The sequence below is a fragment of the Terrabacter sp. MAHUQ-38 genome (genome assembly GCF_014518425.1).
Lineage (GTDB): Bacteria > Actinomycetota > Actinomycetes > Actinomycetales > Dermatophilaceae > Terrabacter.
The window spans coordinates 910,546-923,399 of sequence record NZ_JACVCU010000001.1 but is presented as its reverse complement, the minus strand read 5'-3'; the positions used below and the strand labels follow the sequence as shown (position 1 = coordinate 923,399).

10 protein-coding genes are annotated in these 12,854 nt (G+C 66.1%); 5 read left to right on the top strand and 5 right to left on the bottom strand.

What is annotated here, in order from left to right:
- Positions 1-130: 130 nt before the first annotated feature.
- Entirely contained in the window at positions 131-568 is a 438-nt protein-coding gene (locus H9I49_RS04340) for a very short patch repair endonuclease (RefSeq protein WP_188029060.1), read from the bottom strand.
- Between the two features lie 62 nt (positions 569-630).
- Here H9I49_RS04340 and H9I49_RS04335 point away from each other — a divergent pair, with 62 nt between their 5' ends.
- The 3 genes from H9I49_RS04335 (at position 631) to H9I49_RS04325 (ending at position 4,905) form a co-directional block, all read left to right on the top strand.
- The gene (locus H9I49_RS04335) at positions 631-2,112 is read left to right on the top strand and encodes a DNA cytosine methyltransferase (RefSeq protein WP_188029059.1); all 1,482 of its coding nucleotides are present in this window, start codon (positions 631-633) and stop codon (positions 2,110-2,112) included.
- Positions 2,113-2,260: 148 nt separating this feature from the next.
- Positions 2,261-3,298, top strand: coding sequence for a DUF932 domain-containing protein (locus tag H9I49_RS04330; RefSeq protein ID WP_188029058.1), 1,038 nt, complete (start codon positions 2,261-2,263; stop codon positions 3,296-3,298).
- On the top strand, positions 3,295-4,905 hold the full coding sequence (locus H9I49_RS04325; RefSeq protein ID WP_188029057.1) for a hypothetical protein: 1,611 nt from the start codon (positions 3,295-3,297) through the stop codon (positions 4,903-4,905). Before H9I49_RS04330 ends, H9I49_RS04325 begins: the two co-directional genes overlap by 4 nt.
- A 631-nt stretch (positions 4,906-5,536) precedes the next feature.
- Here the strand turns inward: H9I49_RS04325 and H9I49_RS04320 are convergent.
- The 4 genes from H9I49_RS04320 to H9I49_RS04305 are packed head-to-tail and all read right to left on the bottom strand — an operon-like array spanning position 5,537 to position 9,732.
- Entirely contained in the window at positions 5,537-6,532 is a 996-nt protein-coding gene (locus H9I49_RS04320) for a family 43 glycosylhydrolase (RefSeq protein WP_188029056.1), read from the bottom strand.
- A gap of 3 nt (positions 6,533-6,535) precedes the next feature.
- Positions 6,536-7,486 (bottom strand): carbohydrate ABC transporter permease, encoded by a 951-nt coding sequence (locus H9I49_RS04315; RefSeq protein ID WP_188029055.1) that lies wholly within the window; start codon positions 7,484-7,486, stop codon positions 6,536-6,538.
- Entirely contained in the window at positions 7,486-8,421 is a 936-nt protein-coding gene (locus H9I49_RS04310) for a carbohydrate ABC transporter permease (RefSeq protein WP_188029054.1), read from the bottom strand. The genes H9I49_RS04315 and H9I49_RS04310 overlap by 1 nt, the downstream gene beginning before the upstream one ends.
- Before the next feature lie 9 nt (positions 8,422-8,430).
- Entirely contained in the window at positions 8,431-9,732 is a 1,302-nt protein-coding gene (locus H9I49_RS04305) for a sugar ABC transporter substrate-binding protein (protein ID WP_188029053.1), read from the bottom strand.
- Between the two features lie 228 nt (positions 9,733-9,960).
- On the opposite strand from H9I49_RS04305, the gene H9I49_RS04300 reads away from it, so the two are divergent.
- Together H9I49_RS04300 and H9I49_RS04295 are read left to right on the top strand one after the other, a co-directional pair.
- Positions 9,961-10,983 carry a LacI family DNA-binding transcriptional regulator gene (locus tag H9I49_RS04300; protein WP_370587421.1) on the top strand — a complete coding sequence of 341 codons (1,023 nt, stop codon included), beginning with the start codon at positions 9,961-9,963 and terminating at the stop codon, positions 10,981-10,983.
- 109 nt (positions 10,984-11,092) lie between these two features.
- Entirely contained in the window at positions 11,093-12,730 is a 1,638-nt protein-coding gene (locus H9I49_RS04295) for an HNH endonuclease signature motif containing protein (protein ID WP_188029051.1), read from the top strand.
- The last annotated feature ends 124 nt before the right edge of the window (positions 12,731-12,854 follow it).

Below are 12,854 nucleotides of genomic sequence, written 5' to 3'. Positions count from 1 at the left end.
GCATGCGTCTCAATCCGATCAGTGCGCTCTGGCCGCGTGCGGCTTGCGCCCAAGAGTACGCGGCGTCCAACGCCCGACGGGTGACGACAGTGTCGTCAGCGCATTTCGCTGTGACCGTGCGAGGACGGGACTACTTGCTCAACAAGCACGAGACCCGGTCGGCGCCGTCGACACTGCTCTCGTGCTCCCAGATGCGCACCACGCGCCAACCAAGCTTCCTGAGCCTGTCATCCGTGTCAGCATCCCTTGCCTTGTTCGCAGCGAACTTCCATTCCCACCATTCTCGGTTCGCCTTCGGCACGACGCAGTGCTCGGGGCAGGCGTGCCAGAAGCAGCCGTCCACGAATACGGCAAGGCGTGCCTTGGTGAAGGCAACGTCCACTCTCCGACGCGGCAGCCCTGCGACCTTGAATTGGACCCTGTACCTCAGGCCGCGGCGATGGAGCTCTCTCCGCAGTGAGATCTCGGGTTTCGTCGAAACACGCGCCTGGATCGAGAACCTCGCACTGAGTCTGGAGTCTGGAGGCGTCCTCTCGGGCTCGGCGCCGCTCCGCGTGGTGTCTACCACTGGCCATCCGTTTCCCGCACACTGCTAGCCTGGCACCACAGATCCATCCCCAGGAGCACCGTGTGCGGCAAATCCCCGTCATTGACCTCTTCGCCGGCCCCGGCGGGCTCAACGAGGGCTTCTGCAGCCTCATGGGTCGCGGTGACGAAGCTATTTTCTCCACGGCGGCATCCATCGAGATGGACCCTGTCGCATGCAAGACACTCCGGCTGCGCGCCGCAGTAAGGAGCTTGCGCGGCTCTGAGCGGGCGCTCCAGCGGTACAAGTCGGTGCTCAGAGGCGAGACCTCGTGGGAGGACTTCACGTCGGACCACGATGCGCAGAAGGCGCTCGACCACGCCAACGGTGAGGTGCTCGAACTCGAGCTCGGCCCCGAGAACAGAACACGGGCCTCCTCCCACATCAAAGGGGCGCTTCAGGCCCGTTCGGCCGAGGGAGGCCTGTGGGTTCTCATCGGCGGGCCCCCTTGCCAAGCGTATTCACTGGTCGGACGCGCACGGCGTACCAACGACCCCGATTTCGAGGACGACGTCAAGCACTTCCTCTTCAGGGAGTACCTGGACATCATCGCAACACATCGTCCCCCGGTGTTCGTCATGGAGAACGTCAAGGGGCTGCTCTCACACACGCACCGCGGACAACGCCTCTTCTCGATGATCTTGGACGACCTCGCAAACGCTGGTGAGGGATATGAGATCCGCTCCTTCGTGGTCGGCGACGACAGCTCCGCGCTGTTCTCGGGCCTGAGCCCGGGTGATTACGTCATCCGCGCCGAAGAGTACGGCGTGCCCCAAAGACGTCACCGGGTGATCCTGCTCGGGGTACGCCGCGACATCTCAGCGGCCCGCTCCAAAATCCTCCAACCTTCGACGACGCCCAATGTCGAGGACGTCATCGGGCACCTGCCCCGCATCCGGTCGCGCATCAGCCCCGCACGCCAAGATGGCTGGGACGCATGGCGAGAAATTCGGAACGCCGGCCTTCAAACGGCTGGCGTAGCCAAGGGATATCGTCCTCGGCTCACCGAAACCGGGTGGGCGTTGGGCGGTCCGGCCCCTGTGGGCCGTGACGGGGAACTCGAACATTGGCTCACGAAGGCAGGAATCAGGGCCATCGTTCAGCACGAGGCTCGCGGGCACATGGTCACTGACCTGATGAGATACGCCTACCTCTCCGCCAAGGCAACCACGGGCACGACGGTGAAACTAGGTCAGCTACCAGAGGCACTCATCCCAAACCATGCCAACGCGCGCAGCCTCGACGCACCTTTCACCGACAGATTCCGCGTGCAGGCGTGGAAGACGCCGAGCACGACCATCACGTCGCACATCTCAAAGGATGGGCACTACTACATCCACCCAGATCCCAGCCAAATGCGGAGCTTCACGGTTCGGGAGGCCGCGCGCCTGCAGACGTTCCCCGACGACTACTTCTTCTGCGGCAATCGGACGCAGCAGTACCATCAGGTGGGGAACGCAGTGCCCCCCTATCTGGCCCTACAGCTGGCGGAGGTCGTAGCGGGCGTCCTCGGCGTCTCTGCCTGACAACCCCACGATCTGCTGAGCGCACGCATGGGAGCCATCGCGTCCTACGGTGGGCGGGACGCAGCGGGCCGCCCAAATGGCCCGCTGGGCAACCTAAAGGACGATAACGTCCTCCTGTCTTCATAAGAACATCACAGGGAGCAAGCCGATGTCAGCAGAGTCCATGAGTTGGCTCAACCGAAATGTTCTCATCGGATTCACGGAGAAGCGTGGCACCGCTTGGCACTATCGGAAGTCGGATCAAGGCTCAGAGCCCAATCACTACACGGGCCCGATTCCGGTCGAAGAGGTCAACAGGCGCCTGTTCGCTTGGGATCCGGTGGCCGTAGACGTCTACGCAGACACAGGCGGCCTCATCAGCACCAAGGCGGAGGGATACAAGGCCATCACGAGGTCCGACAACCTCGAAGTTCTCGGCATCGTGAGCAGCTCCTACGAGATTCACCCCTACCGAGCATGGCTCTTGGACCGGATCTCCGATCTCGTGGGGCCCGATCTAGGAATCGGATCAGCCGGTCTACTGAAGCAGGGCGCCCGCGCATGGGTCCAGGTCGAGGTCCCCGAGACCATCTCGACTCCAGAGGGAGTGGCGTTTCGCCCCTTCCTCACCGCTACGAGCTCCCTCGACGGCAGGTCGTCTACGACCTATCTCACGGGTGCGCAGGTCGTCGTGTGCGATAACACGCTCAATGCGGCGCTCAAGGACGAGGATGCGGCAAAGTTGCGAATCCGGCACACGAAGCACAGCCAGTTCGATGTAGACGACGTCCGCGACGCGCTCCAGCTACTCGAGCTCACCACTACCCGCTTCTCACAGCAGGTCCGGGCCCAGTGTCACACCAAGGTGACGGATGAGCATTGGCTTCAATTCCTTGAAGCGCACTTCCCCTTGAAGAACCCCGAGAGGTTCAGGACGCATCGAAATCTAGCCGCGCGTAGCGCCGTCTATGAGCTCTGGAGAACGGACCGCCGCGTGGCCCCGTGGAGGAACACGGCATACGGCGTGGTGGCGGCCATCAACACGTACCAGCACCACGTAGCCCCAGCTAAACGCACGGACCCACGGTCACGGGCCGAGCGCAATGCGCTGCGCGCTACGTCCGGCGGCTTCGAGGACATCGACGACAAGACACTTCGATCCCTAGCGACGGTCGGGGTCACGGTGAAGGAGGGACTTCCGGCATGAACATTCACGACGACGGCAACGCTGCGGCGGCTCAGGACGAGCCGAGCACCACCCTCGTGGAAGTCGAGGACGGCTGGGGCCTCGTCTTCGGGCCCCACCCGCCCGAGGGCGTCGAGATCTTCGACTTGGAGCTGTTGCCGAGAGCATCAGCGAGCGCAGCGACCGACACTGTGAGTCGAGTCCTCGGTGCCGCGAATGTGGGCGGGCAAGCCCTCCAGGGGATCGCGCAGATGCAGGGTCTCGTGAGGCTCGCCCCGGAGACGATGAAGATGCTTCAGACCGCAAAACCACTCACGAGTGGCGGCGTGAACCTCGGCACCCTCGTGGACGCCAACGGCAAGATGGCGCACTCCATCCGGTGGATGCCGGCCGGCGCATCGGGTGCCACGGCCGTTCTGGCCTCCTTGGGGCCGGCAGTTGCCCTCCTCGCCATCCAGGCCCAGCTCGCAGAGATCTCCTCCTTGGTGCGCGAGAACATCGCACTCACTGACGAGGTGCTCAAAGCCATCCGAGCTGAACAGTGGGCTCAGGTCCAAGGCCTGCACGAGACCATGCTCAAGGGCGTGGACGAGGCACGGCACATCGGCAAGGTGAGCGACCACATCTGGCAGAACTTCGCGGGGCATGAGGCGCAGCTCCGAACGGCGCGGCGGCTGTTTGAGAGCAAGGTGGACGCGCACAACCGCGAACTTCTTAAGCTCAAGAAGCACGAGGACCGAAACGAGTACCTGACACATCATGCGGAGGCGATGCTGCAGGATGCCCAGGGCCTGCTCCAAGCCCAACAAGCATGGTTCACCTACCAGGCGCTGCGCGCTGGCCACATCTACGCCGTCGCCGGCCAAGACGACACTGACTCAGGGCTACTTCTCCAGAAGGTGGCGGACGATGCGCGGGTCGAGCGGACTCGCGATCTAGAGCGGGCTGAGGAGCTGCTGACAGTTCTCACTGTCCATCTGGGAATCATGGCAGAGCTCCCAGGAGACAAGACGATCCCCTGGACCAAGGGCAGGCGATCGGCGGAACACGTTGCCCAGGCAGCGAAGGTTCTGCAGGATCAAACGGCCAAGCTTCTCCATGGCTTCGCAGCCAACGAGCGGGGCATCCAGAAGCCCGCCATCGTTGTCGCGGACGAAGGCGTTCCCGAACTCCTCCCGCGAGTTCTGCGATGGCAGCTCGGAAAAGATGAAAGGTTGCTCGCCTACGCGGACGCCAAGATCGGGCAGTGGTGGTCTTGGGACGAGTGGAAGCACGTCGTGGTCACCGACCGGCGGATCCTCGTCCTCGACAAGAGCGAGTTCAAGAAGAACGGGTCGATTCTTGACGCCATCAAGATGGAGGATCTTCGGTACGTCCGGTTCGACCAGACCCTCATGAATGCGCGTCAGCCGGCCAAGGTCGAGGTCGTTGCGACGAGCCACAGCGTCGGAATGGAACTGCCCGACCACTCGAGGAAAGAGGCACTGCGCGAGGAGATCGTACGTTTTGGCCAGCTGGTTCAGTCGTTCATGCACTTGCCTTCAGAGGAGATCCCAGCACCCCCAATCCTGGATGAAGGCACAAGGACAGGTCTTGAGATTGCGGGGCGCGCCGACTCCCGGTCCTAGACCAGCACATCAGGGTCGAGGCACACCAACAGTCGATGAATGAGAAGGAATCGAATACCACTCACGCCACAGGCAGTCTTGCGCACGTTCATGCTGCTGGCCCTCAACGACCTCGGAGGATCTGCAACAAAGGCTCGAGTACTTGAGGCGATGGAAGATCGTCTAAGTGACGTTCTGACGGCGGATGACCGCCGTTGTCAGCCATCGAATCGCGAGGTCAAATAGGAGAATCAAGCGGCTTGGGAGCGCAATGCCATGGTCGGCGACGGCGTGATCGTGCCCTACGTGGCTGGGCGAAGCACACGAGGGGTCTGGACTCTGACTGCTCGGGGGAGGGAAGAGGCGTCCCGACTCGGCGGTGCGTGAAAGCCTTGGAACTATGGTCCGCCTCGGGCGAGGACGAGCACCTGACGGCCGTCGACCTCGACGAGTTGGAACACCTCGAGCTGACCGAAGCCCGTCCCCGGCTCCGAGCGCAGTCCCGCAGCTCCCAGTACTCCAGTCAGCGGACCATGCGGCTTGGTCAGAAGTCGTGCCCGCCGCCAGAGTTCGACGGCGGGCACGACGTTTCCAGGCGGTTGGCGGTAACCGCCTTCCGAGGTAGCGGCGGGAAGAGCCCCACCTCGGCGGTTCAGCGGGCGACGCCCGCGATGTCGCGCGCCGGCGTCAGCACGAGACGGTCGCCGTCCCAGGACACGGCGTAGGGGTCGGTGATCTCGCCGACGAACTCGCCGTCGACCTGGTTCACGAACGCGAGGAACTTCGTCTCCCCGGTCTCGCGGTCGCGGATGAACTTGCCCACGTAGAGCTGGTCATCCGTCAGCTGCTGCGCATCGGCGAGGCCGTACGGCCCGAGCGCCGACTCGGCCGAGGCCACCCACACTCCGGGGGTGATGCCGGTCGCGCGTCGAGCAGCCGTCATCTCCGCGGCCTGGCAGTTGAAGACGAGCACCTGCCGGCCGTCGATCTCGACGAGCTGGAAGACCTCGAGCTGGCCGAAGCCGGTCCCCGGCTCCGAGAGCGGCGGCCGTAGCTCCCAGTTCTCCAGGTCAGCAGACCACGCGTGCCCGACGACGCCGCGGTCGAACGTGTCCGACGGATCGGCAGCAGGCCCATGGTTGGACCGCGCCGTGATCAGCATGTGCCACCCGTCACCAGCAGGGTCGGCGAAGACCCACGGGTCGCGGAACGCCTCGTCGTGCCAGTGCCCGTCGGAGTACCTCTCGTACCACCGCGGATCCGCGGCCAGCACCGGCCCCGGCGCCTTGTCCCACACGAGAAGGTCAGAGGACACGGCATACCCAATGGACTGGATGTTCGCCGGCGTCCCCGGCACCGCCGTCGACCCCGTGTAGAACATGAACCACCGCCCGTCCGGGTGCCGCACGACCGAGCCGGTCCACGTCGCGAGGTCGTCGAACGCCGGCGCGTCCGAGCGCACGAGCGCGTCGGCCACGCGTTCCCAATGAACCAGGTCGGAGGACACAGCGTGACCCACGGACGCCCGGTAGTGCCGGGCGTCCGGGTCACGCAGCGCGCGGGAGGCGTAGAGGAAGAACATGTGGTACTCCGACCCGTCGTCGACGAGCCAGAAGTCCCACACCCACGCCTCGGGAAGACGAAACACGATTCAGCCTTTCACGCCACTGCTGGCGATGGAGTTGATGAAGGCCCGCTGGAAGGCCACGAACAGGACGAGCACCGGCGCGGTGATGATCGACGCGTACGCCATGATCTGCCCCCACGAGGTGTTGAGCTGCTTGAAGTAGTCGATGCCGACCATGACCGGCCGCAGCTCCTCCGACTGCACCGCCATGAGCGGCCAGAGGTACTGGTTCCACATCGGCAGGAAGGTGAGGATCGCGACGGTCGCGACCGCCGGTCCCGACAGCGGCATGACGATGCTGCGGTAGATCCGGAACCACCCTGCGCCGTCGACCTTCGCCGCCTCGTCGAGCTCCTTCGGGATGCTGTCGAAGTACTGGTAGAAGAGGAAGATCGAGAACGCGTTCGCGATGAACGGGATGATCTGCACCTGGTACGTGTCGAGCCAGCCCTCGGTGAAGCCGTCGGGTCCGAGGAACGGCAGCTTGTTCGACCACCACAGCAGCGGCAGCGCCAGCGTCTCGAACGGCACGATGAGCGTCGCGAGGATGACGCCGAGCACGATGCCGCCGCCCTTGAAGCCGATCCGCGCGAGCGCGAACGCCGCCATCGAGTTGACGACGATGCCGAGCACCACGGTGACGACCGTGATGATGACGGAGTTCATCATGAACTGCGCGAAGGGAACTCGGCCGAAGACACCCGAGTAGTTCTCGAACGAGATGTCGCCGACCGGCAGGAACGCCTTGATGTTGCCGAGGTCCGAGAAGATCTGCAGGTCCGGCTTGAAGCTCGACACGAACATGAAGACCAGCGGCAGCCCGAAGACGAGGCACAGCGCGATCCGCACCAGGACACCGAGCGCCCGGCGTATGCCGTGTCGTTCCTCTCCCCCACGGTGCACTGCCGGGGTGGCTGACTCGGCGACGTGGGCGAGGTGGTCGGCCCCGAGGCCGGGAGTGGTTGCGGTGCTCATCACGCCACGTCCTTGTCACGGGTGTAGTAGCGCTGGACGAGGGTCACGGCCAGCACGAGGACGAAGAAGGCGAGCGAGATCGCGGACGCGTATCCCGTCTGCTGCTGCTGGAACCCGGTCCGCACCGCCATGAGGACGAGCGTCGACGTCGAGTCGAGCGGACCGCCCTGGGTCATGATGTTGACCTGCGTGAAGAGCGCGAACGCCGAGATCGTGATCGTGATGAGGATGAAGGTCCGCGTCTGCCGCAGCCCCGGCCACGTCACGTAGCGGAACTTCTGCCACGTGCCGGCCCCGTCGAGCTCGGCCGCCTCGTAGAGGTCGCCCGGGATCGTCTGCAGCCCGGAGAGCCAGATGACCATGTGGAACCCCATGGCCTGCCACGCCGACATGAGGATGATCGCGATCAGCGCCGTCTTCGGGTCGCCGAGCCAGTCCGGCCCGGCGATCCCGAACTTGAGGAGCACCTGGTTGATGAGGCCGTTCTTCTGGTACATGAACAGCCACAGCATCGACACGACGACCATCGACGTGACCACCGGCAGGAAGTAGACCGTCCGGAAGAAGTTGACCCCACGCATCTTCACGTTGACGAGCAGCGCGAGCCCGAGGGCGCACGCCGACTGCACCGGCACGATGACCGCCGCGAAGATGATCGTGTTGCGCAGCGACTTCCAGAACGTCTCGTCGTCGAAGAGACGCACGAAGTTGTCGACCCCGACGAACTCGGCCGGCCGCGGCGAGATGAGCCGCGCGTTGGTGAACGCGAGCCCGAACGTCAGCCCGATCGGGACGAGCAGGAAGGTGATGAGCAGGACCGCGGCAGGCAGCAGCATGAGCAGCGCCGTCGTGGTCGACGAGCGAGAACCTTTGGGGGGCACACTCTTTCGCGTCGTGACGGCCGAGGCGTCCTCGGCCACGGTGATGGTCGTCATGTCAGAAGCTCACTGGAAGTAGCCGTTGGACTTCTGGTTGGCGTCGATGTTCTTGACGGCCTGGTCGAGCGCCTGCTTCGGGTCGGCGCCGTTGAGGATGTCCTGAGCGGTCTTGGTGAACTCCGTTGCGATGAACGGGTATCCGGGCGTCACCGGGCGCAGCACGGCGAACTTCTTCGCGTACTCGAGGAAGAGCTGGTTCTCGCCGCCCTGCTCATAGCCCTTGACCTCGGCGGCCGCGGCGTCGGTGGCCGGGATGTTGTTCGTGTCGCGGGCGACGCTCGCGACGTACTTGTCCTGCGCCGCGAACTTCATGTAGTCGAGGGCGCCGGCCTGGTCGGAGCAGTTCTGCGAGATGCCCCACTGCCACGAGCCGCCACCGATCTTCGGGCCGTTGCCGAGGTCCGGCGGCGGGAGGAAGAGGGTGTCCTTGCCGAAGGCCTTGCGGGTGTCGACAGCTGTCCACGTGCCGTTGTAGAGGATCGCCGTCTTGCCGTTGATGAAGTCCTTCGCCGGGTCGGCGCCCGACTTGAGCGGCACGAGCCCGTCGGTGACGAGGCCGCGGAACCACTTCGCCCACTCGACGGCCTTGGGTCCGTTGAGCGCGCCCTCGGCCGACTTGTAGTCGTTGCGGTTGATCAGGTCGCCGCCGAAGCTCTGCAGCATCGGGGAGTACGCGTAGGGCCACCACTCACCCGTGAAGCTCGTCGCGATGTCGAGCGGGTTCTGGAAGTCGCCGGAGGCCTTGAGCTTCTTCAGCGCGGCGGTGAACTCGTCCTTGGTCCAGGGCTGGTCGACGGTCGGCACGCGGATGCCGTACTTGTCGAGGATCGTCTTGCGCGTGACCATCACGAGCGCGACGTCGTAGTAGCCGTAGGAGTACGTCTTGCCGTCGTACTTGCCGAGCACGCTCGGGAGGAACTTGGAGAGCGTGCCGTCGAGACCCTCGAGCGGCGCGAGGTAGCCGGCCCACGCCCAGTTCGGCACGTTCGGGCCGTCGATGTCGAGGATGCAGGGGAGCTTCTTGGACGCGGCGGCCGCGACGACGGACTGGTTGTACGAGTCCTGCGGGAAGGCCTGGATCTTGACCTTGTACTTGCTCTGGCTCTTGTTGTAGTCGTTGACGATCTGCGTGATGGCCGCGAGCTCGCCCTTGTTGCCGGCATTGTGGGTCCACATCGTCAGCTCGCCGCCACCGGCGCCGCCGGAGGAGGAGCTGCTGCCGCCCTTGGTGCAGGCCGCCATCGAGAGGGGGAGCGCGACGGCGAGGAGTCCGACGGCGACGCGCGTGGTGGTCGAGGTGAGCTTCATTGGTTCCTCCGGGTAAGGCCCTGTGTCTCTGCTGACAGGTCACTGCTAAAACCTTTCAGCACGAGACCGTAGTGGATCCCTACCACCCTGCACAAGAGATTGCTAAAACCTTTTCACCAGCGCGTATGCCGTGTGGTTCGTCTACTGTGGGGTACGCTCGCCGCAGGCACCCTTGGACGGGGCCACACGGCATACGAGATGCGCGTGGACACGACGGAAGGGGCGGCCGTGAACAAGCGACCGACGCTGGCCGACGTCGCCGAGCGCGCGGGGATGTCGAAGACGGCCGTGAGCCTCGTGCTCAACAACCGCCCCGGCTCTCGCCTGTCCGCCGACGCCGTGGCCCGCATCCACGAGGCTGCGCAGGAGCTCAACTACCGCCCCAACGCGGCCGCCCGCTCCCTCCGCCTGGGCAAGACCGGGACCTTCGGGCTCATCTCCGACGACGTGACCGTCACCCGCTTCGCGTCGGCCATGATCCGCGGCCTGCTCGACGTCGCCGACGACCATGACCAGGGCCTGCTGATCGCCGAGACGTTCAAGCACCCCAAGCAGCTCGACAAGGCCCTGGCGTTCATGGTCGACCGCCAGGTCGACGGACTCGTCTTCGGCGCCGTGGCCGCCCGTCTCATCGACCTGCCCGCGCTCCCCCCGGGCCTGCCGGCCGTCACGGTCAACTGCGTCAGCCCGACCGTTCCCGTCTCCATCCTCCCCGACGAGGAGAAGGCGGGGCATGCCGTCGTCCGCGAGCTGCTCGACGCCGGACACCGCGATGGCATCGCCATCATCGGCAACGCACCCGTCGCCCGCGTCACCCCACGGATCTCGGTGACGATCGGCCACCGCTTCGACGGGATCCACCGAGCCCTCGACGAGGCCGGAGTCGCGCCCGTCGCCGTCGTCGACATCGAGGACTGGGAGCCGTGGAACGCCTATGACGCCACGAAGCGCCTCCTCGAGTCCGGCACACCGATCACCGCCGCGCTCTGCCTCAACGACCGGGTCGCGTTCGGCGCCCAGCAGGCGCTCACCGAACGCGGCCTGCGCGTGCCCGACGACGTCTCCATCGCCTCGTTCGACGACGACGAGATCGCGTCGTACATGCGGCCGGCCCTGACGACCGCCCGGCTGCCGTACGAGCAGATGGGTCAGCGGGCCATGGAGCTGCTGCTCGCCGACGACGAGCCGACGGGCGAGCACCTCCTCGAGATGCCGCTCCAGGTCCGCGACTCCATCAAGCCGCTGACCTGAGACGGGTCTTTCTTCACTCGCTTGTGACTGCAGGGCGCAGCTGGGACGGGCGCCAGGGGCCTGTGGATAGGCGGCACCCGCTGTCGGTGGTCGAACATATATTCGACTCATGAGCACAGCGAGCGTGATCACCGAACCCGTCCCGGGTGCGGTCACGCTCGCGTCGGTGCCGGTCGACCCGGCTGATGCCGCGCACGTGTTGGGCTTCTCCGACCTGCCGGGGCTCGCGGCCCGGCTCGCGCGGATGGCGGCTGAGCTCCGGCTCCTCGCGCACAACGCCCCCGTGTGGGCCATGGGTGCTGCCGGCCTCGGCGACGCGATCGAGCAGGCTCAGTCGGTGCGCGAGATGGCACACAGCCTGACCGCGATGCTGGCGGCGGAGATAGAGAGTCGGGGCCTGGCGGGCGACGTCGGCCTCTCGCGCAACGACTGGGTCGCCGGCTACGCGCCCGGGCTCGAGGGCGGTGCAGCGGCAGCGGTGACCGCGGTTGGCTCGGCGATGAACGAGCCGCGGTGGCGCGACCTGTCCGCGCTCGTGCGCCGTGGCGCGGTCACGGTCGACAAGGCCGCGGTCATCGTCCGCTTCCATCGAGACGTCGAGCGGGTGGCCGACCCACTCCATCTCGCTGCTGTCGTCGACTCCATGGTCGAAGGTGCGGAGGCGCTGGGCGTCAAGGAGCTGCGCCGTCTCGCCGCGCAGGCCCGAGCGAGCCTGAGGCCGCCGGCCCAGGTCGAGGACGATGACCAGCGGATGCGGGCCGGCCGGGCGTTGACCAAGGTCGGTCGGTGCGCCGGCATGACGGAGTATCGCCTGCGCATGGACCCTGAAGGCTCCGCGATCCTCGACGCAGCCATCGACGCGTTGGCCCGCCCACGGCCCGACCTCGACTGGCGCGACTGGCCGTCGACTCCCGGCAGTGCTGGCACGGCGGGTGTGTCCGGGCGCCGCAGCGTCCGCCACAGCGTCTCGGTCGCCATGTCGCTCAGCGCGTTGCCGGCTTGTTCGGCCCCGGCGGTCGAGCGTGACGCGTTTGGCCTTCCGCTGGCTCACCCCGAGCTTCCCGACCGGCGAGCTGCGAGCGAGGCCCCCGGCTTCGCTGACGCGCTGGGGACCTCGGCCGGTTCGACGGGTGTCAGTCAGGTGGCTGCCGACCCGCGGACGGCGGCCACGCGTCGTGCTGACGCCCTACTCGAGCTGATCTCTCGCGCGGTGGGGGCGCCGCAGGGTGTCACGCGCACACCGCGGACCAAGCTCGTCGTCACCATGTCGCTCGAGGCCCTCCTCGAGAGCGTCCAAGGTGCTGGGTTGGCCGACAACGACGAGGTGCTCTCTGCCGGCACCGTGCGGCGACTGGCCTGCGAGGCCGAGATCCTGCCCATGGTGCTCGGCGCCGACTCCGAGGTGCTCGACCTGGGCAGGACCGAGCGCTACTTCACACCGTCTCAGCGGCTCGCACTCGGTCGACGCGACAAGGGGTGCAGCTTCCCCGGCTGCACTGTGCCACCCCAATGGTGCGACGCCCATCACTGCGTGCACTGGATCCACGGCGGCGCGACCGACCTGTGCAACGGGGCGCTCCTGTGCGGGCGCCACCACACGATCGTCCACAGTCTCGGACTCACCGCCACGGTCACCCCGGAGGGCGTCGTCTGGCACGTCCCGCGAGAGCATCGACCTCCCAGACCGGGACGAGACCCGGGCACGGATCGCAGCCGCAGCAGGGCGTTGCTCTCAACGCCACTGTGACGGCCCCGCTCGCCCGACACCGCTGCGTCCTCGGCCACCGCGTGCGCCGGGAGGTGCGCAGGTGGAGTTCTCACATGGCTCGCGTCCCGACGCGGACGATACGCACGCGCCGGGCGGCCCACGG

What these genes read in the sequence shown, in the direction of transcription:
- H9I49_RS04330 (WP_188029058.1), top strand. Translation starts at nt 2,261, where the DNA reads ATGTCAGCAGAGTCCATGAGTTGGCTCAACCGAAATGTTCTCATCGGA.
- H9I49_RS04325 (WP_188029057.1), top strand. Translation starts at nt 3,295, where the DNA reads ATGAACATTCACGACGACGGCAACGCTGCGGCGGCTCAGGACGAGCCG.
- H9I49_RS04315 (WP_188029055.1), bottom strand. Translation starts at nt 7,486, where the DNA reads ATGAGCACCGCAACCACTCCCGGCCTCGGGGCCGACCACCTCGCCCAC.
- H9I49_RS04310 (WP_188029054.1), bottom strand. Translation starts at nt 8,421, where the DNA reads ATGACGACCATCACCGTGGCCGAGGACGCCTCGGCCGTCACGACGCGA.
- H9I49_RS04305 (WP_188029053.1), bottom strand. Translation starts at nt 9,732, where the DNA reads ATGAAGCTCACCTCGACCACCACGCGCGTCGCCGTCGGACTCCTCGCC.
- H9I49_RS04295 (WP_188029051.1), top strand. Translation starts at nt 11,093, where the DNA reads ATGAGCACAGCGAGCGTGATCACCGAACCCGTCCCGGGTGCGGTCACG.